Origin of the sequence: Enterobacter sp. SENG-6, from assembly GCF_001605945.1 — a bacterium.
GTDB classification, from domain to species: domain Bacteria; phylum Pseudomonadota; class Gammaproteobacteria; order Enterobacterales; family Enterobacteriaceae; genus Enterobacter; species Enterobacter cloacae.
Map to the genome: position 1 here is coordinate 25,748 of NZ_LOMM01000007.1, position 25,383 is coordinate 51,130.

At 55.5% G+C, this 25,383-nt stretch carries 22 protein-coding genes and 1 other RNA gene; 6 read left to right on the forward strand and 17 right to left on the reverse strand.

Annotated features, from left to right (window positions below; genetic code table 11):
- The first annotated feature begins 78 nt into the window (after positions 1 to 78).
- From zapA to AX755_RS04485, 3 genes are all read left to right on the forward strand, one after another.
- The gene (gene zapA, locus AX755_RS04475) at positions 79 to 408 is read left to right on the forward strand and encodes a cell division protein ZapA (RefSeq protein ID WP_006811891.1); all 330 of its coding nucleotides are present in this window, start codon (positions 79 to 81) and stop codon (positions 406 to 408) included.
- Positions 409 to 449: 41 nt separating this feature from the next.
- Positions 450 to 633, forward strand: a non-coding RNA gene (ssrS, locus tag AX755_RS04480) — 6S RNA.
- 23 nt (positions 634 to 656) lie between these two features.
- Positions 657 to 1,253: a 5-formyltetrahydrofolate cyclo-ligase gene (locus tag AX755_RS04485; RefSeq protein WP_057071752.1), complete on the forward strand. Its 597-nt coding sequence runs from the start codon at positions 657 to 659 to the stop codon at positions 1,251 to 1,253.
- Between the two features lie 107 nt (positions 1,254 to 1,360).
- On the opposite strand, the gene serA is transcribed toward AX755_RS04485, so the two are convergent.
- A complete protein-coding gene (serA, locus tag AX755_RS04490) occupies positions 1,361 to 2,593 on the reverse strand; it encodes a phosphoglycerate dehydrogenase (protein ID WP_013098629.1) in 1,233 nt (410 codons plus the stop codon).
- 268 nt (positions 2,594 to 2,861) lie between these two features.
- Positions 2,862 to 3,521, reverse strand: coding sequence for a ribose-5-phosphate isomerase RpiA (gene rpiA, locus AX755_RS04495; protein WP_013098630.1), 660 nt, complete (start codon positions 3,519 to 3,521; stop codon positions 2,862 to 2,864).
- A 127-nt stretch (positions 3,522 to 3,648) separates the two neighbouring features.
- Here rpiA and argP point away from each other — a divergent pair, with 127 nt between their 5' ends.
- Positions 3,649 to 4,542, forward strand: coding sequence for a DNA-binding transcriptional regulator ArgP (gene argP / locus AX755_RS04500; protein ID WP_008499727.1), 894 nt, complete (start codon positions 3,649 to 3,651; stop codon positions 4,540 to 4,542).
- A gap of 48 nt (positions 4,543 to 4,590) precedes the next feature.
- On the opposite strand, the gene AX755_RS04505 is transcribed toward argP, so the two are convergent.
- The 8 genes from AX755_RS04505 to tkt all read right to left on the reverse strand — a co-directional run bounded on the left by AX755_RS04505 (position 4,591) and on the right by tkt (position 15,513).
- On the reverse strand, positions 4,591 to 5,331 hold the full coding sequence (locus tag AX755_RS04505; RefSeq protein ID WP_013098631.1) for an oxidative stress defense protein: 741 nt from the start codon (positions 5,329 to 5,331) through the stop codon (positions 4,591 to 4,593).
- 92 nt (positions 5,332 to 5,423) lie between these two features.
- Entirely contained in the window at positions 5,424 to 6,059 is a 636-nt protein-coding gene (argO, locus tag AX755_RS04510; protein ID WP_045293227.1) for an arginine exporter ArgO, read from the reverse strand.
- 145 nt (positions 6,060 to 6,204) lie between these two features.
- Positions 6,205 to 7,059 (reverse strand): small-conductance mechanosensitive channel MscS, encoded by an 855-nt coding sequence (locus AX755_RS04515; RefSeq protein ID WP_013098633.1) that lies wholly within the window; start codon positions 7,057 to 7,059, stop codon positions 6,205 to 6,207.
- Between the two features lie 185 nt (positions 7,060 to 7,244).
- Entirely contained in the window at positions 7,245 to 8,324 is a 1,080-nt protein-coding gene (gene fbaA, locus AX755_RS04520) for a class II fructose-bisphosphate aldolase (protein ID WP_013098634.1), read from the reverse strand.
- 91 nt (positions 8,325 to 8,415) lie between these two features.
- A complete protein-coding gene (pgk, locus tag AX755_RS04525; RefSeq protein WP_013098635.1) occupies positions 8,416 to 9,579 on the reverse strand; it encodes a phosphoglycerate kinase in 1,164 nt (387 codons plus the stop codon).
- A 49-nt stretch (positions 9,580 to 9,628) separates the two neighbouring features.
- The gene (gene epd / locus AX755_RS04530) at positions 9,629 to 10,648 is read right to left on the reverse strand and encodes an erythrose-4-phosphate dehydrogenase (protein ID WP_045293229.1); all 1,020 of its coding nucleotides are present in this window, start codon (positions 10,646 to 10,648) and stop codon (positions 9,629 to 9,631) included.
- 298 nt (positions 10,649 to 10,946) lie between these two features.
- Positions 10,947 to 13,262 carry a glycoside hydrolase family 18 protein gene (locus AX755_RS04535; RefSeq protein WP_073971412.1) on the reverse strand — a complete coding sequence of 772 codons (2,316 nt, stop codon included), beginning with the start codon at positions 13,260 to 13,262 and terminating at the stop codon, positions 10,947 to 10,949.
- Between the two features lie 259 nt (positions 13,263 to 13,521).
- Positions 13,522 to 15,513 (reverse strand): transketolase, encoded by a 1,992-nt coding sequence (tkt, locus tag AX755_RS04540; RefSeq protein WP_038420542.1) that lies wholly within the window; start codon positions 15,511 to 15,513, stop codon positions 13,522 to 13,524.
- 272 nt (positions 15,514 to 15,785) lie between these two features.
- Between tkt and AX755_RS04545 the strand changes: the two genes are divergently transcribed.
- A complete protein-coding gene (locus AX755_RS04545; RefSeq protein WP_013098638.1) occupies positions 15,786 to 16,544 on the forward strand; it encodes a M48 family metallopeptidase in 759 nt (252 codons plus the stop codon).
- 210 nt (positions 16,545 to 16,754) lie between these two features.
- Positions 16,755 to 18,023, forward strand: coding sequence for an OprD family outer membrane porin (locus AX755_RS04550; RefSeq protein WP_062856364.1), 1,269 nt, complete (start codon positions 16,755 to 16,757; stop codon positions 18,021 to 18,023).
- Between the two features lie 91 nt (positions 18,024 to 18,114).
- Here the strand turns inward: AX755_RS04550 and AX755_RS04555 are convergent, their stop codons facing one another.
- Genes AX755_RS04555 through AX755_RS04585 form a run of 7 tightly spaced genes read right to left on the reverse strand, consistent with a single transcriptional unit; the run spans position 18,115 to position 25,383 of the window.
- Positions 18,115 to 19,755, reverse strand: coding sequence for a thiamine pyrophosphate-binding protein (locus tag AX755_RS04555; RefSeq protein ID WP_062856365.1), 1,641 nt, complete (start codon positions 19,753 to 19,755; stop codon positions 18,115 to 18,117).
- Between the two features lie 13 nt (positions 19,756 to 19,768).
- On the reverse strand, positions 19,769 to 21,238 hold the full coding sequence (locus AX755_RS04560; RefSeq protein WP_038420547.1) for an aldehyde dehydrogenase: 1,470 nt from the start codon (positions 21,236 to 21,238) through the stop codon (positions 19,769 to 19,771).
- 9 nt (positions 21,239 to 21,247) lie between these two features.
- A complete protein-coding gene (locus tag AX755_RS04565) occupies positions 21,248 to 22,018 on the reverse strand; it encodes an aspartate dehydrogenase (RefSeq protein ID WP_038983560.1) in 771 nt (256 codons plus the stop codon).
- Between the two features lie 9 nt (positions 22,019 to 22,027).
- Positions 22,028 to 22,822 carry an SDR family oxidoreductase gene (locus tag AX755_RS04570; protein ID WP_020687070.1) on the reverse strand — a complete coding sequence of 265 codons (795 nt, stop codon included), beginning with the start codon at positions 22,820 to 22,822 and terminating at the stop codon, positions 22,028 to 22,030.
- Positions 22,806 to 23,576 carry an alpha/beta fold hydrolase gene (locus tag AX755_RS04575; protein WP_057071838.1) on the reverse strand — a complete coding sequence of 257 codons (771 nt, stop codon included), beginning with the start codon at positions 23,574 to 23,576 and terminating at the stop codon, positions 22,806 to 22,808. Before AX755_RS04575 ends, AX755_RS04570 begins: the two co-directional genes overlap by 17 nt.
- Before the next feature lie 9 nt (positions 23,577 to 23,585).
- Positions 23,586 to 24,116: a cupin domain-containing protein gene (locus AX755_RS04580; RefSeq protein ID WP_058660750.1), complete on the reverse strand. Its 531-nt coding sequence runs from the start codon at positions 24,114 to 24,116 to the stop codon at positions 23,586 to 23,588.
- A 10-nt stretch (positions 24,117 to 24,126) separates the two neighbouring features.
- On the reverse strand, positions 24,127 to 25,383 hold the full coding sequence (locus tag AX755_RS04585) for an MFS transporter (protein WP_014833205.1): 1,257 nt from the start codon (positions 25,381 to 25,383) through the stop codon (positions 24,127 to 24,129).

Consider the following 25,383-nt stretch of genomic DNA (forward strand, 5'->3'; position numbering starts at 1 on the left):
GGGTAGCTATAGTGTCGCCCCTTCGCAGCCCCCGGGGCAGTAAGCGAAGGCAGCGCAGTCAATCAGCAGGAAGGTGGCATGTCTGCACAACCCGTCGATCTCCAGATTTTTGGCCGTTCACTGCGAGTGAATTGTCCTCCTGAACAAAGGGATGCTTTGAATCAGGCTGCGGACGATTTGAATCAGCGGTTGCAAGATCTCAAAGAACGCACTAGAGTCACAAATACTGAGCAGCTGGTTTTTATCGCCGCGTTGAACATCAGCTATGAACTGACTCAGGAAAAAGCGAAGACCCGCGACTACGCGGCAAGCATGGAGCAGCGCATTAAAATGCTCCAGCAGACCATAGAACAGGCGTTGCTTGATCAAGGTCGCAATCCCGAAAGACCGGGACCAAAGTTTGAATAACACTTCTCAGTTGACTATGGTAGAGTAACTGTGAAGACAAAATTTCTCTGAGATGTTCGCAAGCGGGCCAGTCCCCTGAGCCGATATTTCATACCACAAGAATGTGGCGCTCCATGGTTGGTGAGCATGCTCGGTTCGTCCGAGAAGCCTTAAAACTATGACGACACATTCACCTTGAACCAAGGGTTCAAGGGTTACAGCCTGCGGCGGCATCTCGGAGATTCCCTCACTCTTCTTCTACCACTACCATGACTCAATTCCCTGAAGTTTCTGCCTCACGCCAGGATATTCGTCAACTCATTCGACAACGTCGCCGGGCGTTAACCCCTGAACAGCAAGCGCATTTTGCCCAGCAGGCCGCGGCACGCATGATGGCGTATCCGCCTGTAGTGATGGCGCATACCGTCGCGCTGTTTCTCTCTTTTGATGGTGAGCTGGATACGCAGCCACTCATCGAACAACTCTGGCGAGCCGGAAAGCGGGTCTATCTGCCGGTGCTGCATCCGTTTAGCGCAGGGAACCTGCTGTTTCTGCACTACCACCCGCACAGCGAACTGGTTGTGAATCGTCTGAAAATCACCGAGCCGAAGCTGGATGTGCGCGACGTGCTGCCGCTGTCACAGCTGGACGTGCTGATTACGCCGCTGGTGGCGTTTGATGAACAGGGCCAGCGTTTAGGAATGGGCGGGGGCTTCTATGACAGAACGTTGCAAAACTGGCAGCAGTACGGGTTGCAGCCGGTGGGTTATGCGCATGATTGTCAGGCGGTAGAAGCCTTGCCGGTCGAGAAGTGGGATGTACCGTTGCCGGCGGTGGTGACGCCATCAAAGTTGTGGGAATGGTGAAACAGGCGTGCAGCCTGATGCCCTCACCCCAGCCCTCTCCCACCGGGAGAGGGAGAAAACATAAAAAACGGTAACTATCGTTACCGTTTTGCATTTACCTCACACCCTCAGTACAGCAGACGCGCGCGAATCGTCCCCGGAATGGCCTTCATGCTCTGCAGCGCTTTCTCGGCCACATCTTCATCTGCTTCGATATCAATAACCACATAGCCCATCTGCGAGTTGGTTTGCAGATACTGCGCGGCAATGTTGACACTCTGCTCAGCAAAGATCTGGTTGATGGCGGTCAGCACGCCCGGACGGTTTTCGTGAATGTGCAGCAGACGACGGCCACCGTGCAGCGGCAGTGACACTTCCGGGAAGTTAACGGCAGAGAGCGTTGAACCGTTATCGGAGTATTTGCTCAGTTTACCCGCCACTTCCAGGCCGATGTTCTCCTGCGCTTCCTGAGTAGAGCCACCGATGTGTGGCGTCAGGATCACGTTGTCGAACTCGCACAGCGGAGAGTTAAATGGATCGCTGTTGGTTGCAGGCTCCGTCGGGAAGACGTCGATAGCCGCCCCCGCCAGATGCTTACGCTTCAGGGCATCGCACAGCGCGGGAATGTCGACAACCGTACCGCGTGCGGCGTTGATCAGCAGGGAACCTGGCTTCATCAGCGCCAGCTCTTCCGCGCCCATCATGTTTTTGGTTGAGGCGTTTTCCGGCACATGCAGGCTTACCACGTCGCTCATGTTCAGCAGGTCAGAAAGATGTTGAACCTGAGTGGCGTTCCCCAGCGGCAGTTTGCTTTCAATGTCGTAGAAGTAAACATGCATGCCCAGGGATTCAGCCAGGATACCCAGTTGGGTACCAATGTGGCCGTAACCGATGATACCCAGCTTTTTACCGCGCGCTTCATAAGAGCCCGCGGCCAGTTTGTTCCACACGCCGCGGTGGGCTTTGGCGTTGGCTTCCGGAATACCACGCAGCAGCAGCAGCAGTTCGCCAATCACCAGCTCCGCCACGGAACGGGTGTTGGAGAACGGGGCGTTGAAGACCGGGATACCGCGTTTTGCGGCAGCATTCAGGTCAACCTGGTTGGTACCGATGCAGAAACAGCCGATAGCGACCAGCTTTTCCGCCGCAGCAATAACATCTTCAGTCAGGTGAGTACGGGATCGCAGGCCGATGAAGTGGGCATCACGGATGGACGCTTTCAGCTCTTCAGTATCCAGCGCGCCTTTGTGAAATTCGATGTTGGTGTAACCTGCCGCGCGAAGGCTATCAAGTGCTTTTTGATGCACGCCTTCTACTAGCAGGAATTTAATCTTGTCTTTCTCCAGTGATACCTTTGCCATTTACCCGACCCTGTTTTTTTGTCTGAACTGATGTTGTGCTGGATTGAAATCCGCTTAGCCAACATATCAAAAAAAACTATTGCAGCAATATGAACGTTTGCGTCGGCACTCTGAAGAAAAGTCATACAGCGCAAAATAGCAGAGTAAAATGCTGTAAATATTTGTGAATGCGGAAGGTTCAGCAAGAGAGGGGCAAAAAACGTGACACAAGTCACCGAATTTAGCTTTTCAAAATTTTTTTAGCGGGGGGAGGACTCCCCCCGTCAGATCATTTTACGATGGTTTTCACGCCATCAGCCGTGCCGATCAGCGCAACATCCGCGCCACGGTTGGCGAATAACCCTACTGTTACCACGCCCGGAATGCCGTTGATGGCGTTTTCGAGCGCGATCGCGTCGAGAATTTCCAGGCCATGAACGTCGAGGATCACGTTGCCGTTATCGGTGACCACACCCTGACGGTATTCAGGACGTCCGCCGAGTTTTACCAGCTCACGTGCCACGGCGCTGCGCGCCATTGGGATCACTTCAACCGGCAGCGGGAATTTACCCAGAATATCAACCTGCTTGGATGCATCCGCGATACAGATAAATTTATCGGCCACGGAGGCGATGATCTTTTCACGCGTCAGCGCTGCGCCGCCGCCTTTGATCATCTGCATATGCCCGTTGATTTCATCCGCGCCATCAACGTAGATCCCCAGACGGTCCACTTCGTTCAGATCGAAAACGGTAATGCCGAGGCTTTTCAGCTTTTCCGTGGAAGCATCGGAGCTCGAAACCGCGCCCTCGATTTGCCCCTTCATCGTGCCCAGCGCATCGATAAAGTGTGCCGCCGTCGACCCCGTACCCACACCGACGATAGTACCCGGTTGCACGTACTGGAGCGCGGCCCATCCTACTGCTTTTTTCAGTTCATCCTGCGTCATGATCGTTTTGCCTGTGGTATGAAAACTTAGGGCGCATTATAGAACACGTGAGGTGGAATTCGTCTGCCACAAAGGGAAAATTGTGTCATAGTGCAGATTAAGCAAAATTAAGGAGTAAGCCAGAGCAATGAAACGTCCGGACTACAGAACACTACAGGCACTTGATGCAGTTATTCGTGAACGCGGTTTTGAGCGCGCAGCGCAAAAGCTGTGTATTACTCAGTCCGCCGTATCACAGCGTATCAAACAGCTTGAAAACATGTTCGGGCAGCCACTGCTGGTGCGTACCGTGCCACCGCGTCCAACAGAGCAAGGACAAAAGCTCCTCGCCCTGCTGCGTCAGGTTGAACTGCTGGAAGACGAATGGCTGGGTGATGAACAAACGGGTTCTACGCCGTTGCTGCTGTCGCTGGCGGTGAACGCCGACAGTCTGGCAACCTGGCTGCTGCCCGCCCTCGCCCCGGTCCTGGCCGATTCCCCTATCCGTCTGAATCTTCAGGTTGAAGATGAAACCCGCACCCAGGAACGCCTGCGTCGCGGTGAAGTGGTCGGGGCGGTCAGTATTCAGCCTCAGGCACTGCCAAGCTGCCTGGTCGATCAACTGGGCGCGCTGGATTACCTGTTTGTCGGTTCAAAAGCCTTTGCGGAGCGCTACTTCCCCAATGGCGTCACCCGCGCCGCGCTGCTTAAGGCGCCTGCCGTGGCGTTCGACCATCTGGACGATATGCATCAGGCGTTCCTGCAACAAAACTTTGACCTGCCACCGGGCAGCGTGCCGTGCCACATCGTGAACTCGTCTGAGGCCTTCGTGCAGCTTGCGCGTCAGGGAACCACCTGCTGCATGATCCCGCACCTGCAGATTGAAAAGGAGTTGAAAAGCGGTGAGCTGATTGATTTGACGCCGGGGCTGTATCAGCGCCGGATGCTTTACTGGCACCGTTTTGCGCCGGAAAGCCGCATGATGCGCAACGTCACCGACGCGCTGCTGGCATACGGGCACAAGGTGTTGAGACAGGATTAATCGCTTGAATTCCCTCTCCCACAGGGAGAGGGTTAGGGTGAGGGCAAATTACTGCGCCTTAGCCGTCTCAGTTTGCTGAGTTTGCGTCGGCTCCAGCTGGAACACCACATCAACCTGATCGTCGAACTGAATGGTCGGCTGCTCATAACTTTCCTGAGCAGATACCGGCGCCGCATCGGCTTTCATCATCCGTACCATCGGGCTTGGCTGATAGTTAGAGACGTGGTAACGCACGCTATACACCGGGCCGAGCTTACTCTTAAAGCCAGCGGCCAGCTGCTGCGCCTGATGCATCGCATCGTCAATTGCCGCTTTACGCGCTTCGTCTTTGTATTTCTCCGGTTGCGCAACGCCCAGTGAGACGGAACGAATTTCGTTCAGACCCGCCTTCAACGCGCCATCCAGAAGGGAGTTCAGCTTATCCAGCTGGCGGACGGTCACTTCAACGCTACGCACAGCGCGATAGCCTTTCAGGATACTTTTGCCGTTCTGATAGTCGTAATCAGGCTGAGTACGCAGGTTCGCAGAGCTGATGTCTTTTTTGGCAACACCGTTCTGCTCCAGGAAAGAGAGATATTGCGCAACACGATCGTCAGCCTGCTTCTTGGCGGAAGCGGCATCCTTCGCGGCCACGTTGACTTCAATTGCCAGCGTCGCAACATCCGGTACCGCATCCACGCTGGCGGTGCCGGAAGTGACGATGTGCGGACCATTTGGCAATTCATTCGCCTGAACAGACACCGCACCCAAACTTACTAATGCCGCCAGGGCCATCACATTAAACTTCACTGTCATTCCTCCATGTTGCGAAGAGTGCCCCAACAACAGGGCGCATGCCAGCAAGCTTAGCGGGTCCTGCTCAGTTGTCCATAAGACAACGCTTAGTTGAACAATCCCTGAACATGATGAATCCCCTCTTTCGCCAGCTGAAAGGCAATGACCCACATCACCACGCCCACCAGCGTGTTGATGATCCGCTGGGCTTTAGCGGTACGCAAACGGGGTGCCAGCCACGCCGCCAGAATGGCGAGGCCAAAGAACCAGAGGAAGGAGGCACTCACTGTGCCCAGGGCAAACCAGCGCTTCGGCTCAACGTCCAGTTGCCCACCCAGGCTCCCGAGCACCACAAACGTGTCGAGATAGACGTGCGGGTTAAGCCACGTTACCGCCAGCATGGTGACGATGATCTTCCAGCGCCCCTGCTTCATCACTTCTGCGCTCGCCAGCTCCAGGTTACTGCTCATGGCCGTTTTTAACGCACCGAATCCGTACCACAGCAGGAAGGCGACCCCGCCCCAGGTCACCAGCGCCAGCAGCCAGGGTGACTGCATCAGCAGCGCACTCCCGCCAAAAATCCCGGCACAAATCAGCAGTAAATCGCTTACCGCGCACAGCAGGGCAATCATCAGATGAAACTGACGGCGAATCCCCTGGTTCATGACAAACGCATTTTGCGGACCGAGGGGAAGGATCATGGCTGCACCTAACGCAAGCCCCTGAAAATAATACGATAACATGACATTTATCTCGCAGAATTGTCTTTGGAGCAGACTATACTGCGAGAAGAACATTAGAGGAAATTGATAATATTAATTGGGTATTAGCATAGCTAATAAAATAAAAGCCCGGTGGCGCTAGCGCTTACCGGGCCTACGGGAGACGTTATTCGGCTTCTTTTACTTTTTTGACGTTTACGTCCATCTGCGGATACGGGAAGCTGATGCCGTTGGCGTCAAACTCGCGCTTAATGCGCTCCAGCACGTCCCAGTACACGTTTTGCAGATCGCTGCTTTTGCTCCAGATACGCACCACGAAGTTAATAGAGGAAGCACCCAGCTCATGCAGGCGCACGGTCTGCTCTTTGTCCTTCAGAATGCGATCGTCGGAGGCGATGATGTTAGCAATCAGCGATTTCACCTGATCAATATCGGAATCATACGCCACGCTGATAATTAACTCGTTACGGCGCACCGGCTCGCGAGAAAAGTTAATAATGTTGCCCGCGATGATTTTCCCGTTCGGGACCACAACGATACGCCCGTCAACGGTACGCAGAGTGGTAGAGAAAATTTGTACCTGCAGTACGGTACCGGCAATGCCGCCAAGGTCAACGTATTCACCCGAGCGGAACGGACGGAAGGTGACCAGCAGAACGCCTGCCGCCAGGTTCGAGAGCGAGCCCTGCAGCGCCAGACCAATAGCCAGACCCGCGGCACCAAGCACGGCGATCACCGATGCCGTTTGTACCCCCACGCGCCCCAGTGCAGCAATCAGCGTAAACGCGATGATGCCATAGCGCACCAGCGCAGAGAGAAAGTCAGCCACCGTAGCGTCAATGTGTCGCGCTACCATCACCCGGTTGACCGCATTCGATACAATACGCGCCACGATCATCCCGACGATGATGATGGCAATCGCCGCAACGATATTCACGGCGTAGCTCAGCAGCAGCGCCTGGTTGCGCACCAGCCAGTTACCGGCGTTATTGATGCTGTCTACAACATCGAGTTGTTCCATTTATTCTTCCTTTTGTTAAACCAAAACACAAATCCATCCCCCATGGAGACAGGCAGGTCCGTAAAGGGTAAACAAAAAGCGCAAGTTTTGCCAAACAGATCACAAAAACCGATCTGACAGGGTATTGAAAAAGCATAAAAAAAGGCCCGCGTTTGCGGGCCTCCTGATGCTGTCAGCAGCTCAAATTACAGAACGTCGATCGCGTTCAGCTCTTTGAATGCCTGCTCCAGACGGGTCACCATGGACGTCTGCGCTGCGCGCAGCCATACGCGTGGATCGTAGTATTTCTTGTTCGGCTGGTCTTCGCCTTTCGGGTTGCCCAGCTGGCCCTGCAGGTAAGCTTCGTTCGCTTTGTAGTACTGCAGGATACCGTCCCAGGTTGCCCACTGGGTGTCGGTATCGATGTTCATTTTCACTACGCCGTAGCTTACGGAGTCTTTGATTTCCTGAGCAGAAGAACCGGAACCGCCGTGGAAGACGAAGTTCAGGCTGTTGTGCGGCAGGTTGTGTTTCTTGGACACGTATTCCTGAGAGTCACGCAGGATGGTTGGGGTCAGAACCACGTTACCTGGTTTGTAAACGCCGTGTACGTTACCGAAGGACGCTGCAATGGTGAAGCGTGGGCTGATTTTGCTCAGCTCGGTGTAAGCGTAATCAACGTCTTCTGGCTGAGTGTACAGAGCAGAAGCGTCCATGTGGCTGTTGTCCACGCCGTCTTCTTCACCGCCGGTGCAACCCAGTTCGATTTCCAGGGTCATGCCCATTTTGGACATGCGCGCCAGGTATTTGGAGCAGATCTCGATGTTCTCTTCCAGAGACTCTTCAGACAGGTCGATCATGTGAGAAGAGAACAGTGGCTTACCGGTAGCCGCGAAGTGTTTTTCACCCGCGTCCAGCAGACCGTCGATCCACGGCAGCAGTTTCTTCGCGCAGTGGTCAGTGTGCAGGATAACTGGAACACCGTAGTGTTCAGCCATCTGGTGTACGTGGTGCGCACCAGAGATAGCGCCCAGGATTGCAGCACCCTGAGGAATGTCAGTTTTCACGCCTTTACCTGCGATGAACGCAGCGCCGCCGTTAGAGAACTGTACGATAACCGGCGCTTTAACTTTTGCAGCGGTTTCCAGTACGGCGTTGATGGAGTCAGTACCCACGCAGTTAACTGCTGGAAGAGCAAAGTTGTTTTCTTTAGCTACCTGGAACACTTTCTGAACGTCATCACCAGTGATCACGCCAGGTTTTACGAAATCAAAAATTTTAGACATGTTGCTTAGTCCTGTATCTTCGGCCGTTAGAAAAGGTGCGAGCTCTTAAAGCGCGCTGAAAATTGGGCAGGTTTCCCTGCCCTTGAATGGCTTACTTCTTAGCGCGCTCTTCGAGCATTGCTACTGCTGGCAGAACTTTGCCTTCCACGAATTCGAGGAATGCGCCGCCACCAGTGGAGATGTAGGAGATTTTGTCAGCGATACCGAACAGGTCGATTGCTGCCAGGGTGTCACCACCGCCTGCGATAGAGAACGCTTCGCTGTCTGCGATAGCGTTAGCAACAATTTCAGTCCCTTTACGGAAGTTCGGGAATTCGAACACGCCAACAGGACCGTTCCACAGGATAGTTTTTGCGTTTTTCAGGATTTCAGCCAGTTTCTGTGCAGAAACGTCGCCCAGGTCCAGAATCTGCTCTTCATCTTTGATGTCGTTCACTGATTTCAGGGTAGCAGTCGCCGTTTCGGAGAACTCAGTGGCAACGCGAACATCGGTTGGAACCGGGATATCACAGGTACCCAGCAGGCGTTTGGCTTCGTCAACCAGGTCTGCTTCATACAGGGATTTACCAACGTTGTGGCCCTGAGCGGCAACGAAGGTGTTCGCGATACCACCGCCAACGATCAGCTGGTCAGCGATTTTAGACAGGGAATCCAGAACGGTCAGTTTGGTAGAAACTTTAGAACCACCCACGATGGCAACCATTGGACGAGCAGGTTCTTTCAGGGCTTTACCCAGCGCATCCAGTTCCGCAGCCAGCAGAGGACCAGCGCACGCAACGTCTGCGAATTTACCGATACCGTGGGTAGACGCCTGCGCACGGTGCGCAGTACCGAATGCATCCATTACGAATACGTCGCACAGCGCCGCGTATTTTTTGGAGAGTGCTTCGTCGTCTTTCTTCTCGCCTTTGTTGAAGCGAACGTTTTCCAGCACCACCAGCTCACCGGCAGCCACTTCCACGCCATCCAGGTAATCTTTCACCAGGCGAACCGGGCTGGACAGTTTGTCTTTCAGGTAATTAACAACCGGCAGCAGAGAGAACTCTTCGTTGTACTCGCCTTCAGTTGGACGACCCAGGTGGGAGGTCACCATCACTTTCGCACCCTGCTTCAGAGCCAGTTCGATGGTTGGCAGAGATGCACGGATACGCGCGTCACTGGTCACTTTGCCATCTTTAACTGGCACGTTCAGATCCGCACGGATGAAAACGCGTTTACCAGCCAGATCCAGATCGGTCATCTTAATTACAGACATGGTGAATCCTCTCGTTGATTCTTAAAGTTTTGCAGACGCACGATGCGTCTTACCTGAAACCTTTGGCAGCCATTGCTAACGTGGTGTCGAGCATTCGGTTAGCAAAGCCCCATTCGTTATCACACCAGACCAGCGTCTTGATAAGGTGTGCGCCACTGACGCGCGTTTGCGTGCCATCAACAATGGCGCTGTGCGGGTCGTGGTTAAAATCCACTGAGACCAACGGTAATTCCGTATAGTCAACTATACCATGAAATGCCCCCTGTGCCGCTTTTTGCAGCAACAGGTTGACTTCACAGGCTTTTACCGGTTTTTTTACCGTCACGCTGAGGTCAATTGCGGTGACGTTTATCGTCGGTACACGCACGGCAATCGCTTCGAAACGGTCATTAAACTGCGGGAAAATTCGGGTGATCCCGGCAGCCAGTTTTGTATCCACCGGGATGATTGACTGGCTCGCAGCACGCGTGCGTCGTAAATCCGGGTGGTAGGCGTCGATGACCTGCTGATCGTGCATGGCGGAGTGAATCGTGGTCACGGTGCCGGATTCAATGCCATATGCATCGTCTAACAGTTTAATGACCGGAATAATGCAGTTGGTGGTGCAGGAGGCGTTGGAGACAATACGGTGTTCGGGTTGCAGCTCATGCTGATTGACGCCGAAAACGACCGTTGCGTCGAGGTCGTTACTGCCGGGATGAGAGAACAGGACTTTTTTCGCGCCGGCGGTGAGATGCGCTTCGCCGTGTTCGCGGTTGCCATATACGCCGGTACAGTCAAGCACCACATCCACACCCAGTTCACGCCACGGTAGCGCGGCAATACTGCGCTCATGCAGTACGCGGATCGTATCGTCACCGACAAACAGCTGATCCCTTTCCTGGCGCACGTCCCAGGCAAAGCGTCCGTGGCTGGTGTCATATTTCAATAAATGCGCCATGCCCGCAGCATCCGCCAGTTCATTGATTGCCACCACGGTAATTTCCGCCCGACGCCCGGATTCATATAAAGCACGAACCACGTTGCGCCCGATGCGACCGAAGCCATTAATCGCTACGCGTACGGTCATAGATCTCCTGCAAAGCTATCCCTGAGTTCGAGGTGGCTGAAAGAGTAATCCAGCTACGCCCGAAGGGGAATCTTTGCTATCACAAACTGCGATTGATTGGTCAATTGTCGAACATTTAATCGACTGAAACGCTTCAGCAAGAATAAGCGAATCGGGGAATAAAAGGAATGTCTGTCCAGATGAATAAGCGAGCTATATGACTTGCGTCACATTTTAGGGCAAATAACAGAACGCGTTTTTTTAAAGGTAACAAGAGAGAACAGCCCGGGAAATGGCCCCGGGCAGGAGACAGTAAAAATCAATAATAGGTGATGCCATGCGGGACGGTCAGTGAAGCGACTAACGTTTTGCTACCCTCATTGACCTGGTAAATCTTAATGGTGTCATCCTGGCGAACGACAACACTGGAATCAGTGTAGTAATAGATTTTTTCTCCGCCTAGGTAACCACAGGTCATGTTTTTCGTCACACATTTCCCCGTTTTTTGGGCATACGCTGTTGCAACAGACCGATCATTTACATACACATCGTACTGAGAGTCAGCATAGCCATCCATCATCAGCTGAATTGCGTTTTCGACCTGTTGATTGTTGGCAATATAAACATCTTTCAACTGACCGCTCTCATCAAAAACAGCGTGCCCAAGCATTTCTCTTGTGACAGTTTTGGAAGCATCGACGTATTCCTTATCCGCATCCTGACGAGTGACGGCGATAAGATCCCCCACTTTAATTGTCAGGGTGTTAGTAATGACAGAAGCAGTTTGCCCCTCAATACTGACCACACCATTCATGACTTTTCCCTTGTCAATGGTCCCAACAGAAATGTCATTGAGGCGAATATCGAAGACGCCATTCTGGAAATCACTCAAAGGCATTTCAATTTCAATGCCTGGGTTCATAATGAAGCGAGCGGAGTCACCATCATAACTCAGCCCCCCTTTGGCACTACGATTCAGATTTAGATAGGAAACGACGTGAGTTTGATCACCATCATCACCGCCATCACCATCATCACTGTCCTTCTGGATCAACGTCCCCACAATTTGACCCAACTTATGGTCGCTGGAATCACCACTGATATCCCATATAATCGCGCCACCAAAACCTTGGTTTTTGATGTAATTGACTTTGTCCGTAATAGACGCTTCATCATCATACGTCAGGAATTCTTTGGTCTTCGCATTGTACAGATAGGGAACATGCGATTCTGAATCCCAGTAACGGGTGTAATCACCACTGGCTAGCTTCTGTTGCAGTACATAGAACGGATTAGTGCCGGTGTACTGATCTTTATCATCCCAGGCCCCGTGTACTGTTGCACTGCCAGGAGCAAACAGACCTGGAAGCCCTTTCACAATCTCTGTTGGTTCCACATCCCCCCAGCCGCGACCATAAAAAGGAACCCCCATCGTCAGTTTATTCTTCGGTACACTCCAGGTCGTCGCATATTCATTCATCGCAGCAGCGACGTTGAGCTTAGCATCCTGATCCTTACTATTCGCATACAGTGGTGCATTATGTCCGGTAATGGCATCAAATGCACCGTGAATGTCATAAGCCATAACGTTAACAGAATCCAGCAATGTGGCCGTTACCGCTGGGTTGATATAACCCATATTGTTATGGTTAATCGTTACTGCAGCAGAGAGTTGGTAATAAATATCGTTTTGTTTACCTAGCGCATCCAGTTTATTGCGCAGACTAGTGATGAGGTTGGTGAACTGCGTTTTTTCAACACTGGTATCAGGGTATTCCCAGTCAATATCTACCCCATCGAATTTCCACGTAACAACATAATCCACAATGCTCTGTGCAAGTTTTTCGACGCCCTGGTCGGTCGCCGTAGCCGATTCAAAAGAGCCCTCTTCGGAATTACTCCAGCCACCAACGGACAAAATATTTTTCACCCCTGCCTGTTTACTGGCACTGGCAATATCTTTCATCAACTGTGGACCTTTCTCGGTGTCATTCATAACAACCACACCATTTTTGACCACACCAAATGCATAGGTCAGGTGTGTTAATTGATCCCACGCAATTTTATCAGGAGTAAAGTAGTTATGCGCCTCGTAAACACCCCACTCAGGAAAATAACCATAGACTTTAATCTGCTTAGATACTTTTTCTTTCTGCGTGGACTGATAATCCTCAGCCATTTGCCCGGTCCATGGGGTAAAATTGTAGGTACCTATCACATTCTCTTCGAGATGGGTCGCCGCCCCTTTTAACCATACCCCGTTACTTCCCGGCATTTCACCAGGGTTAGCCCACCACTGATTGGTCCAATAATATCCATTGTAACGGACTTTAGTATTGGGGGTGCTGTAGGTCCGTGTACTGTCATAAAGCGGTGTCGCCATGACATCAGCAAGCTTATTGGCTACAACGACTTTCTCGGTGCCCGGGAAGTCGTTATTGACTCCTGTACTATTACCGTTACTCGCCTCAAGCTCAAGCCAGCTTTCTCCATTATCCGTTGAACGCATAAGCGCATTGTTATAGGTACCTTCCAGCCGGTTAGTATCATCATTTGCTTTCAATTCAGCCAGCGTACTGGCGGAAAACAAACATGACGAAACCGCTAAAGCAATTATCGATAGCTTTACTTTCATGCAATATCCTTATTAATTTCAATTGATTTATTATATTGATAAAATACATAACCTTTGCATATACATTATTACCTACCTAAACAGCGCTTATAAAATAACAAACGATTAAAGGGATAACTAATACATATATATTGGCATTTATACCCATATACATTCATCAAATAAATAAGGGAGAAAGTACTAACTGATACTCTTTACTTTGGTACCTCTGTTTCAGAAAAAAAAGGACGCTCACGCGTCCTTTTCCCAAAAAATGCAATTACAGCAGTTCTTTCGCCTTAGCGACAACGTTCTCAACGGTGAAGCCGAACTCTTCGAACAGCTGCTCTGCCGGAGCAGATTCACCGAAGGTGGTCATACCGACGATAGCGCCGTTCAGACCCACGTATTTGAACCAGTAGTCAGCGATACCCGCTTCAACCGCCACGCGTGCGGAAACGGCTTTAGGCAGTACGGATTCACGGTAAGCAGCATCCTGCTTGTCGAACGCATCGGTAGACGGCATGGAAACCACGCGCGCTTTAACGCCTTCGGCAGTCAGTTTGTCCCAGGCTGCAACAGCCAGCTCAACTTCAGAACCGGTTGCGATGAAGATCAGCTCTGGCTGTCCCGCGCAATCCTTCAGCACGTAGCCACCGCGGGCGATGTTCGCCAGCTGCTCTTCGGTACGATCCTGCTGTGCCAGGTTCTGACGGGAGAGGATCAGCGCGGTTGGACCGTCCTGACGCTCAACGCCGTATTTCCATGCCACTGCAGATTCCACCTGGTCACATGGACGCCATGTGCTCATGTTCGGGGTGACACGCAGAGAAGCAACCTGCTCTACCGGCTGGTGAGTTGGACCATCTTCGCCCAGACCAATGGAGTCGTGGGTATAAACCATCACCTGACGCTGTTTCATCAGCGCAGCCATACGCACGGCGTTACGTGCATATTCCACGAACATCAGGAAGGTAGAGGTGTACGGCAGGAAACCACCGTGCAGGGAGATACCGTTCGCGATAGCGGTCATACCGAATTCACGTACACCATAATGGATGTAGTTACCGGCCGCATCTTCGTTGATTGGCTTAGAGCCAGACCACAGGGTCAGGTTAGACGGTGCCAGGTCAGCGGAGCCGCCGAGGAATTCTGGAAGCCATGGACCGAACGCTTCGATCGCATTCTGAGACGCTTTACGGCTGGCGATTTTAGATGGGTTCGCCTGCAGCTTAGCGATGAACTCGTTCGCTTTCGCGTCGAAGTCAGACGGCATTTCACCTTTCATACGACGGGTGAATTCAGCCGCTTCCTGTGGGAAGGCTTTAGCGTAAGCCGCGAACTTCTCGTTCCAGGCCGCTTCTTTCGCCTGACCCGCTTCTTTGGCATCCCACTGAGCATAGATTTCAGATGGGATTTCGAATGCAGGGTGTTTCCAGCCCAACGCTTCACGAGTCAGCGCGATTTCCGCGTCGCCCAGTGGCGCACCGTGGGAATCGTGGGTGCCCGCTTTGTTCGGAGAACCGAAGCCGATGATGGTTTTGCACATCAGCAGGGATGGTTTGTCAGTGACCGCACGCGCTTCTTCTACTGCACGTTTAATCGAGTCAGCATCGTGGCCATCAACGCCACGCACAACGTGCCAGCCGTAGGCTTCGAAACGTGCCGCAGTGTCATCAGTGAACCAGCCTTCAACATGACCGTCGATGGAGATACCGTTGTCGTCGTAGAACGCAACCAGTTTGCCCAGCTTCAGGGTACCTGCCAGGGAACACACTTCGTGAGAAATGCCTTCCATCATGCAGCCGTCGCCCATGAACGCGTAGGTGAAGTGGTCAACAATGTCGTGACCAGGACGGTTGAACTGCGCCGCCAGGGTCTTCTCAGCAATCGCCATACCCACCGCGTTCGCAATACCCTGACCCAGTGGGCCGGTCGTGGTTTCAACACCGGCGGTGTAACCCACTTCCGGGTGACCCGGAGTTTTGGAGTGCAGCTGACGGAAGTTTTTCAGCTCTTCGATAGGCAGATCGTAGCCAGTGAGGTGCAGCAGGCTGTAGATCAGCATTGAGCCGTGGCCGTTAGACAGCACGAAACGGTCGCGGTCAGCCCATGCCGGGTTCTGCGGGTTGTGGTTCAGGAAATCACGCCACAGGACTTCGGCGATATCAGCCATACCCATAGGGGCCCCTGGGTGGCCAGATTTGGCTTTCTGTACTGCGTCCATGCTCAGCGCACGAATAGCATTAGCAAGCTCTTTACGTGAGGACATTTTAACTCCAGATCGGACTGTTAAAGGCCATGCCCTTGACGACAGCGCGTTTTGGGCTACGCCGGAAAAAAGTGCCAACAATGTAACCCAAGCGGCATGCCATGTACATGGAGCATTCTTTTGCCGCTTAAGAAATCTCTGGATCATGCTCGCATGTTGCGCAATCTGCTCGCCCGGGCCCGTCGATATTCCTTATACTTAGCCCGACCCCGGCTTCGCTGTCGGTGTACTTTTCGGATTTTATTCAGATTAACGAGTACGGAAGCAACCTCATGAAAATGCGTGCATTAGTGCTGGCCCTGGGTACAACGTTCCTGCTGAGCGGTTGTCAGAATATGGATTCTAACGGCCTGATGTCCTCAGGCGCAGAAGCTTTTCAGGCCTATTCCCTGAGCGACGCGCAGGTTAAAGCCCTGAGCGACCAGGCCTGTAAAGATATGGATGGAAAGGCTACGATTGCCCCGGCCAACAGTCCCTACACGCAGCGTCTGAATAAAATTGCCTCTGCGCTTGGCGATAACATTAACGGTCAGCCGGTAAACTATAAAGTGTACGTCGCGAAAGACGTGAACGCCTTTGCCATGGCGAACGGCTGTATCCGCGTTTACAGCGGGTTAATGGACATGATGACCGACAACGAAGTGGAAGCGGTGATCGGCCATGAAATGGGCCACGTTGCCCTCGGCCACGTGAAGAAAGGGATGCAGGTCGCCTTAGGCACTAACGCCATCCGCGCGGCGGCGGCTTCTGCGGGCGGTATTGTGGGCAGCCTGTCCCAGTCACAGCTTGGCGATGTGGGCGAAAAGCTGGTTAACTCCCAGTTCTCTCAACGTCAGGAGTCCGAAGCGGATGACTACTCCTACGATCTGTTGCGCAAACGCGGTATCAATCCAGCAGGTTTAGCCACCAGTTTTGAAAAGCTGGCTAAACTGGAAGCCGGACGTCAAAGCTCCATGTTTGACGATCACCCCGCCTCAGAAGCGCGTGCACAACATATTCGCGACCGTATGGCCGCAGACGGAATTAAATAATTTTGGAAGGAGGCAAATTTGCCTCCTTTTTATTTCGCATGAATTGCTAACTTAACCGCACATATCGGTAACACCCACAAAAGCCCCGTCACACCTGATCTTCACCATTGAAATGTCTGGTCACATAATTATTGCAATCGGTTACTTTTCGGGTAATTATCGAATCCGCAGTAATTCAAATTAATATATTAAGACAGAGACGTTCCCTCCGTGAAAAAAGAATTATCGTTAGTTGCGTTAAGCATATTTGCCACATTACCTGCCGTTGCAAGCCAACAATCAGACAGCCAGGGTTTTATTAATGACAGCCATTTAGATCTGTTTTTACGCAATGCGTATATCAGCCGTGATTATCATCAGGGCCAGCAAGATAAAGCAGAATGGGGTCAGGGTATCATCGCCACCTTTGAATCAGGTTATACCGAAGGAGTGGTTGGCTTTGGCGTGGACGGCATTGCGCAGTATGGCGTGCGTCTGGACGGTGGCCGCGGTAAGAGCGGCGCAGGTGGCATTGACTTCTTTAAACAGGAAGACGACGGACGCGCAAAATCCGATCTGGCGAAATTTGGCGCGACCGCCAAAATGCGCATCTCGAATACCGTACTCAGCTACGGTAATCAGCGTCCCGAGCTGCCAATCATTAACGCCGACAGTTCCCGCCTGCTGTTTGAAAGCTACACCGGCACCATGCTGACCTCTAAGGAGATCGACGGTCTGGAAATCAACGCCGGTTATTTCACCGACGAGCAGCGTAAAAGTGACGATCGCCACGACAGCGGCCTCAAGGGCTTCTCCTTCGGCGGGGCGAGCTACCAGTTCAATGACCAGTTCAGCGGCGCGCTGTACGCCTCCCATAATGAAGAGGTGATGAACAAGCAATATCTGGGCATGAATTTCAAACAGCCGTTCAGCACCGGCCAGCAGCTGGTACTCGATTTTAACGGCTACAACTCGCGTCTGGATCAGGGCTACGCGGACAGCCTCGACACAGGCCGCAGCAACACCATCTGGAGCCTGGCGGCGAGCTACATCTGGGATATCCATACGTTCAAAGTGGCGTACCAGCAGAGCAGCGGAAGCACCGGCTACAACTATGGCGGCTACCGCGACCAGGGCGGTGTTGGTGACGGCGGCAACACCATCTGGCTGGCGAACTCCTACTGGTCTGATTTTAACGGTGAAGACGAACGTTCATGGCAGGCGTCTTACGGGCTGGACTTTGGCGGTCTTGGTTTGCCGGGTCTGAGCTGGACCACCGCCTACGTTCGTGGCGACAACATTAAAACCGCTGAAACCAGTAACGGCAAAGAGCATGAATGGTTTAACCAGATCCAGTATCAGGTGCAGGACGGCCCGGCGAAAGATCTGAAGCTGAAACTGCGCTATTCCGTACTGCGCGTCTCCAGCAACGCCAGCGATTACAACGTGGGCGGGGATGAGATCCGCGCTTACGTGGAATACCCGTTTAACGTGTTCTGAGTTTGTCCCCTCACCCTACCCCTCTCCCAAATGGAGAGGGAACGCGATCACCCTCTCCCTTTGGGAGAGGGCCGGGGTGAGGGAAAAACAGCTAGTAAAGCGTCTTCTGTGGGGGCCCGGCAAACTTCAGCGCGCCAATTTGTCCCATCCGCACTTCCACTACCGACGGTCCCGGCATCGCCAGCGCTTCCGTCATCACCGCATCAAAATCCTCTGCCCGCTCAACGCTCCATGCCTGCAGGCCAATCGCCTGTGACAGCAGGGTAAAGTCCGGCGTATGCAGCTCGTTATAGTACTGACGGCCACCGAAATACTTGTCCTGTATACCGCGCATAACGCCGTAGCCGCCGTCATTCATGATAAGCAACGTCACGTTGGCCTTCTCCTGCGCCAGTGTCGCCAGTTCGCCCAGATTCAGGCTCAGACCGCCGTCCCCCACCAGCCCCACCACTTTGCGTTGTGGGTTGGCAATCGCGGTGCCAATCGCCATCGGCAGGCCCATGCCAATTGCCCCGGCCAGAGAGTGAATATTCATCAGCGGCCCTCTGGCGCGGAACAGTCGGCTGCCCCACAGGCTGCCGGAAACGGTAATATCGCGCACCAGCAGGCCATCTTCAGGTAGCGCTTTCTCTATGGCATCGTTGAGTTGCGTATAGACGCCGCACTGTTCACGCAGCCCACGTTCTGCCTGTGTCACCGCCTCCTGAACCAGACCATCCCACTGAGCATTCCCCCATTCACGCCCCTGTGCTTTTTCAGCCAGCGCGCTCAGCAACGCTGAGCAGTCGGCTACCAGCGTGTTATCCATCAGATAGTTACGGCTTGCCGCCGCCGGGTCGATATCGATCTGTACGCGCGGAGAAGGCAGCTCGAGCGTCCATGAACGGGTCTCATTGCTGCGCAGACGTGAACCGGCGATCAGCGTAAAGTCACACTGCGCGATCAGCGCTTCAACCGATGGCGAGTTGTGGAATGCCCGCAGGCTGGCGCGATGGCTGTCCGGCAGTACGCCGCGCGCGTGAGTACTGGAGATCACGGTGATACCTGCATCCGCCAGCTTTTTCACTGCGTCCGCGCAGCCCAGCGCACCGCCGCCCAGCCACAGCAGCGGCTGTTTCGCCTGCTTGAGTTGCGCCCAAAGCGCAGTAACACTCCCGGCATCTACCGGCGAAACCGACGCCGGTTTCACCGGTGCGGTCACCAGCGACAGCGGAATTTTCGCCCCCTGAATATCAATCGGGATCTCCACGGAGACCGGCCCGCACGGCGGCGTCTGCGCCTCCTGAATCGCTTTATGCAAAATCGCTATCGCCTGACTGGCATTGCTGATGCGATACGCCCGTTTTGAGCTGGCCTTCAGGAAAGTCAGCTGGTCGCGGGTTTCATGGATAAACCCGGTGTCGGCATCCAGCCAGGCTTTTTCTACCTGCCCGGTCAGGTGCAGCAGCGGCGTGCAGGCGTTCATCGCCTCCACCAGCGCGCCTACGGCGTTACCCGCGCCCGCGCCGGTGCTGGTCAGCGCCACGCCAAGGCCGGAAAAACGTCCGTGGGCATCAGCCATGGTGACAGACCCCGCTTCGCCGCGTGCCGGTACAAAGCGGATGTTGCCGCGCTGCCCTACTGCATCCGCGATGGGCAGGTTGTGAATAGAGATGACGCCGTAGATGGCCTCAACCTGATACTGCTCCAGCGTTCTGGCGATGGCGTCGCCGACGGTTATCATTTCGCTCATTGCTCACCCTTTCTCAGTCGCACCAGTGGTTGACGCTGTTACCCGTCGCCAGATAAATGCTCTTTTGCTGCATCCAGGCTTTCAGCCCCTGAATGCCCTTCTCGCGGCCCAGACCGCTCTCTTTAAAGCCCCCGAACGGGGTCGAAATCGCAAATACTTTGTAGGTGTTGATCCACACCGTGCCGGCCTCAAGCTGTTCGCTTAAGCGCAGCGCGCGCCCGGTATCGCGTGTCCAGATCCCGGCGGCCAGGCCGTAAACCGAGTCGTTGGCCTCGCGGATAAGCGAGGTTTCATCGCGAAACGGCATCGCCACCAGCACCGGGCCAAAGATCTCCTCCTGGCAGACACGGGCGCTGTTGCTCAGCCCTTCGATAATCGTTGGCAGGAAGAAGCTGCCGCTTGCCAGCGTGGGATCGGCCGGGATCTCTCCACCGCACAGCACGCGGCCCCCTTCACGCTTTGCCAGCTCAACGTACGCCTGTACGCTCTGCCGATGTTTTTCATTGATCAGCGGCCCAACGTGGACACCGTCGGTAAACGGATGTCCGACGCGCAGACCGCGGGTTAACTCCAGCAGCCGCGCCATCAGCGGGGCGTAAAGGCTTTCGTGGATAAACAGCCGCGAACCGGCGATGCACGCCTGCCCCGCCGAGCTGAAAATGCCGTAGCAGATCCCGCGCGCGGCCTGCTCGATATCCGCATCCTCCAACACGATAGTCGGCGATTTTCCGCCCAGCTCCAGCGATGCCGGGATCAGTTTTTCCGCCGCCACGTGCGCCAGGTGACGGCCCGTGGTGGTACCGCCGGTAAAGGAAATTTTGCGTACTTTAGGGTGGCGTGCCAGCGCGTCGCCAATCACCGAGCCTTTGCCCGGTAGCACGCTCAGCAGCCCGGCGGGCAGCCCGGCCTGTTCAAATATCCGCGCCAGCTCCAGCGCCATCAGCGGCGTGGCTTCGGCGGGCTTGAGGATCACCGCGTTACCCGCGGCAATGGCCGGAGCGACCTTCTGCATCTCGCTGGCAATCGGCGAGTTCCACGGCGTGATGGCCGCCACCACGCCGAGCGGCTCATAGCGGCTCAGGGTCAGTAAATCCGGCTGGCGCGGCGTCGGAAGTTCCCCTTCCAGCAGCTCGCAGGCGGCGGCAAAGTAGCGCGCCGTTCCCGCCGCGCTCATTACCAGCCCGCGGGCCTCCGCCAGCGGCTTGCCGTTATCGCGGCTCTGCATCTGCGCCAGCTCGTCGACGCGGGATTCAATGAGATCTGCCACCTTGTGCAGGATCTTCGCCCGTGTATGCGGCAGGCTGTGGCGCCAGGCGGGATCGCGCCACGCGCGCTCGCCGGCCTCGATCGCGTCATGCAGATCGTCGGGACTGGCCGCATTCAACGTCGCGTTGATCGACCCGTCTGCCGGGAAATAGCTCTGCATCGGGTTGCCGCCACCGTGTCGCCACTGGCCGCCGATAAATATCTTCAGATCGTCCATCGTCACTCCTCAGCTCATGGCCAGCTCGCGGCAGGCGCGTACCGCGCTGAGTGCCGCCAGGGTGGAGGTTTTCGGGTTAGAGGCAAGCGGCAGGCCGCTTAGCTCCAGATGGAATTCACCAAACGCGCCTTCAACGTGCAGCGTGTGGGTGTTACGTTTCGTTGACGGGTCGACCATCAGCTGTACGCGCGTGTCGTCCATTCCCACGCCGCCGAGTGCCACGGTGGCCGCCACGTTGGCGTTGGCCGGAAACAGTCGTGCCGCCTCGCGGGCGCTGCCTTCAAAAAAGACCTGCGCAGCAGATACCGAATTAAGATCGATAAGCTGCTCGGCATAGCTGCCGCGCCAGCTGGCCGGGCTTTTACGCGACTGGTAGGTCACGCGCGCCAGCCCGCCCTCTTTCGCCGCCGCCAGCCCGTCGATACCGGCTACCGCCCCGGAGAGCAGCGTCAGTCTGCCGCCGGCGTTGAGCAGGCGCTGTTCGAGCGCGCTGTCCGCCAGTGCGCCGGTCGAAATAACCGCCAGATGCCAGCCGCGACGTAAAATATCCTCACCGTACTGCGCTACCGCCTGCTGGCTGGCGCACTCCAGCACCAGGTCGGGCGTTTGCGCGCATTCCAGCGGTGAGGTCAATGCCACTACCGCATCACCAAGCTGCGCGTGAATCGCCGCATGATGGACCTCGCGCGCCACAATCCAGCCGATAGCCACGCCAGCGGGCAGGCGCTCAATCACCGCCTGCGCCATGGCGCCAAAACCAATCAACATAATCTTTTTCATGATGTGTCCTTACAGATGGCGGCAAAAGCCGCCGGAAACGTCCAGTGCCGCACCGGTGGTAAACGAAGCCAGCGGCGAGGCGAGGAACAGCAGCGCCTGCGCGGGCTCCTGCGGCTTGCCGAGACGCGCCATCGGAATACCGCGTTTGCGGGCGATCTCCGCCGTCCACTCCGGCCAGCTCTGGCTTTTGTCTGTCCGGTTTTCAAAGCGACGCTGCCACTGCCCGGACTCCACCATGCCCAGCAATATCGAATTCACGCGGATGCCTTTGCCCACCAGCTCTTTTGAGAGCGTCAGTGTCATATTCAACAGCGCAGCGCGGGCGGCAGAGGTGGCAATCATGTGCTCCTCCGGCTGCAGCGCCAGCAGGGAGTTCACGCAGGTGATGGAAGCGATGTCGGACTGCTCCAGCAAAGGCTGAAACGCCTGCACCGGGTTGATCACGCCAAACAGTTTGAGTTCAGCTTCATGCAGCCACGCCTCGCGCGGGGTGTCATGAAAGTGCGCCACGTATCCCTGCCCGGCGTTGTTGATCAGCATGTCCACGGCACCAAAGCGCACCTGAACGGCATCCGCGAAGGCCTGCATCTCGTCAGCGTTCAGCACGTCGCAGCGATAAGAGAAAACCTCCCCGTCGGGGTATTCGTTATGCAGCGCGGCATGGGCGCTGGCGAGGCGATCCGGATCGCGGCCACAGAAGGCCACTTTTGCCCCCTCGCCCAGCAGCAGGCGTAGCGTTTCAAAGCCAATACCAGAAGAACCGCCGGTGACGACCGCTACGCGTCCGTCAATTTGTGCATTCATCGCGCACCTCTTCGTTAATACGTAAAAGCTGTTGGTTAAAAAACGCGTCGTTATCGAGATAGCTGGCATGTCCCGCCTGGGCAATGGCGATAAACGGCATGCCGTAGCGCAGCGCCAGCCCCTGCACCAGCTCGGGTTGCGTGATCGCATCCTGCTCGCCGCACCACACTTCAAAGTTGCCTGAATAGCGCTTCAGCCAGCCATGAATATCGTCGTGCGCCAGCATCCACGCGGCGGCGAGGTAGCCCTCGGGGCGAAGCCTGCGCATGCCCGCTGCCACGGTGGCGATATCCGCTTCACGCGCGCCGGGACGCAGCAGTTTTGCGGCGCGGGTCTGCGCGAGGATTTCGCCGCCGAGTGCCATCTGCTGCTCGCGACTGCGCCAGACCTGCTCGCGCTGCTCCGGCGCGGCGCGGCCGTAACCTTGCGCGGCGTCCGCCAGCACCAGATGCAGCACACGATCCGGATATTTCGCCGCAAAGGCGCTGGCAACCAGTGCCCCGAGTGAATGGCCCACCAGCACCGCCTGCCACACGCCAGCCCGGTCAAGCATCGCCGCCAGCGCATCGGCGTAATCCCCCGCGTTCGCCCGTTCCGCGGCCAGCATCGGGCTTTCGCCATAACCGGGCATGTCCCACGCCAGCACGCGAAAACCGTTCAGCGCCATCTGCTTGTGCCAGGAGGCTGCGCCAGAGCTGATCCCGTGCAGCAGCATCAGCGGAATGCCGCTTCCCTGTTCACGAAAACCCGTCATCATGCCCCCTTAGTTCCGCTTCACTTTCGAGAGCGGATGGTCCGCCGGGTAGGTCGGAATTTCCGGCTTGTTGGTGCCCAGCATGACGCACATCAGCGCCTCTTCTTCGCCGTGGTTAAACAGCCCGCGATAGATCCCCGGCGGAACGGAGATCAGGTCACGCTCGCGCAGCACGGTTTCGGTGTAGTTATCGCCGTCCTGGATCATCAGCGTGATCTGCCCTTTGAGCATGAAGAACACCTCTTCCACATCGTCGTGCAGGTGCAGCGGCCCTTCGCACTTCGACGGCAGTACCATGGTGGAAAAGGTAAAATGCTCCGCCTGTACGGTATTGGTGTCGCTCGCCACGCCGGTAGCACCGGTGCCGATATAGCGCATCTGCGCGCGGCGGTATTTCGGGTCAAAATCGGCCTGGAACTTCAGCGCGTTCCAGTCGTATTTGCGGCCCTCAAAGCGCGCAATACGGGACTCGATCCACTCTTCCATCGTCAGGTGGTCAGGTTTGATACCAGATGGGTTGGTTACGGTTGAATCAGTCATGACACTCTCCTCAGTAACGTCTCAGCAGCGGCAGTAACAGGACGCAGCCCACCGCCGCCATCACCGCCAGAAAAATCAGCCCGGAATCCATGCTGTGGGTGAAGGCGATAAGCGCGCCCATCACCGCTGGCGACAGCGCGCCCGCAAAGTTTCCCAGCCCGTTGAAAATGCCGCCCGCCGTGGCGCTCACCCGTGGATGGGTGGCCTTTGCCAGCAGGGCGAAAATGTTGGGTGCACCGGTGCCCCACATGAAGGTGCTGAAGCTCATCGCCGCGATGATGGTCAGCGGGGTATCGAGGTGCATTACGGCCGTGAGCCCGACAGCGGCCCCCGCCATGGAGATGAAGCAGGCCGCTGCGCGCTTATCGACCCGGTCAGAGAGCCATGCGCCAATCACTTCCCCCGCCAGCATGGCGATGAATGGCATCGACGACAGCCAGCCCGCATGTTCCAGGTGAATGCCCTTCCCCTTGATCAGGTAGCCCGGCAGCCAGCCGTTAATGCCCCACAGGTAGGTCAGGAAAGCGATGTTAAAGATGCAGATGATCCAGAAGTGCGGGCTGACAAACAGCTCGCGCCGTGCGGCACGCCGTTCGTCCCGGGAGGTCTGTGACGTACCACTCTTCGCCTCCAGACGGATCCCGCGCAGACCGACGCGCACGAAGATCAGCACCGGTACGGTCAGCATCGCCATCACGAAGAAGGTGCTCTGCCAGCCGAAGGTGTTCAGCAGCCAGAGTGAGAGCGGGAAGCCAATCGCCGCCCCTACCGGCGTGCCCAGCAGCCACAGCATGGTGGCGCGCGCCTGCAGATGCTGTGGGAAGTTGTGGCGCACAATGGCGAAGGCCAGCGGGAACAGTGGCCCCTCCGCCACGCCCAGCAGAATGCGCAGCACGATCATCAGCGTGTAGTTATGGGTAAAGCCCATCGCCACCATCAGCACGCACCACACCACCATCATCCCGGTGAGCAGGCGCAGCGGGGCGATTTTGTCCCCCAGCCCACTGAGAAAGACCGATGAAAAGCCGTAGCTCAACAGGAAGGCGCTCATCAGAATGCCGAGGCGCGTGGTGTCAAAATCGATGCCCATCGCCTGCTGGAAGTGGCCGTCAGAAAACAGTGCGGCAATGCTGATTTTGTCGAAAAACGCCAGCAGCACGCAGGCCAGCAGCGACAGCGGGATGGCCCAGCGCACCGCTTTTTCAGGCGTGCGGGTCCCCTCACCGCTCGCCTCAACGGGCGCGGTGTTGGTCTCTAATGTGGTCAT

What these genes read in the sequence shown, in the direction of transcription:
- AX755_RS04545 (WP_013098638.1), top strand. Translation starts at nt 15,786, where the DNA reads ATGAAAATGCGTGCATTAGTGCTGGCCCTGGGTACAACGTTCCTGCTG.
- AX755_RS04570 (WP_020687070.1), bottom strand. Translation starts at nt 22,822, where the DNA reads ATGAATGCACAAATTGACGGACGCGTAGCGGTCGTCACCGGCGGTTCT.
- AX755_RS04485 (WP_057071752.1), top strand. Translation starts at nt 657, where the DNA reads ATGACTCAATTCCCTGAAGTTTCTGCCTCACGCCAGGATATTCGTCAA.
- AX755_RS04535 (WP_073971412.1), bottom strand. Translation starts at nt 13,262, where the DNA reads ATGAAAGTAAAGCTATCGATAATTGCTTTAGCGGTTTCGTCATGTTTG.
- AX755_RS04560 (WP_038420547.1), bottom strand. Translation starts at nt 21,238, where the DNA reads ATGGACGATCTGAAGATATTTATCGGCGGCCAGTGGCGACACGGTGGC.
- serA (WP_013098629.1), bottom strand. Translation starts at nt 2,593, where the DNA reads ATGGCAAAGGTATCACTGGAGAAAGACAAGATTAAATTCCTGCTAGTA.
- rpiA (WP_013098630.1), bottom strand. Translation starts at nt 3,521, where the DNA reads ATGACGCAGGATGAACTGAAAAAAGCAGTAGGATGGGCCGCGCTCCAG.
- fbaA (WP_013098634.1), bottom strand. Translation starts at nt 8,324, where the DNA reads ATGTCTAAAATTTTTGATTTCGTAAAACCTGGCGTGATCACTGGTGAT.
- AX755_RS04515 (WP_013098633.1), bottom strand. Translation starts at nt 7,059, where the DNA reads ATGGAACAACTCGATGTTGTAGACAGCATCAATAACGCCGGTAACTGG.
- tkt (WP_038420542.1), bottom strand. Translation starts at nt 15,513, where the DNA reads ATGTCCTCACGTAAAGAGCTTGCTAATGCTATTCGTGCGCTGAGCATG.
- AX755_RS04575 (WP_057071838.1), bottom strand. Translation starts at nt 23,576, where the DNA reads ATGACGGGTTTTCGTGAACAGGGAAGCGGCATTCCGCTGATGCTGCTG.
- AX755_RS04585 (WP_014833205.1), bottom strand. Translation starts at nt 25,383, where the DNA reads ATGACCACATTAGAGACCAACACCGCGCCCGTTGAGGCGAGCGGTGAG.
- pgk (WP_013098635.1), bottom strand. Translation starts at nt 9,579, where the DNA reads ATGTCTGTAATTAAGATGACCGATCTGGATCTGGCTGGTAAACGCGTT.
- AX755_RS04555 (WP_062856365.1), bottom strand. Translation starts at nt 19,755, where the DNA reads ATGAGCGAAATGATAACCGTCGGCGACGCCATCGCCAGAACGCTGGAG.
- AX755_RS04565 (WP_038983560.1), bottom strand. Translation starts at nt 22,018, where the DNA reads ATGAAAAAGATTATGTTGATTGGTTTTGGCGCCATGGCGCAGGCGGTG.
- argO (WP_045293227.1), bottom strand. Translation starts at nt 6,059, where the DNA reads ATGTTATCGTATTATTTTCAGGGGCTTGCGTTAGGTGCAGCCATGATC.
- epd (WP_045293229.1), bottom strand. Translation starts at nt 10,648, where the DNA reads ATGACCGTACGCGTAGCGATTAATGGCTTCGGTCGCATCGGGCGCAAC.
- zapA (WP_006811891.1), top strand. Translation starts at nt 79, where the DNA reads ATGTCTGCACAACCCGTCGATCTCCAGATTTTTGGCCGTTCACTGCGA.
- AX755_RS04580 (WP_058660750.1), bottom strand. Translation starts at nt 24,116, where the DNA reads ATGACTGATTCAACCGTAACCAACCCATCTGGTATCAAACCTGACCAC.
- argP (WP_008499727.1), top strand. Translation starts at nt 3,649, where the DNA reads ATGAAACGTCCGGACTACAGAACACTACAGGCACTTGATGCAGTTATT.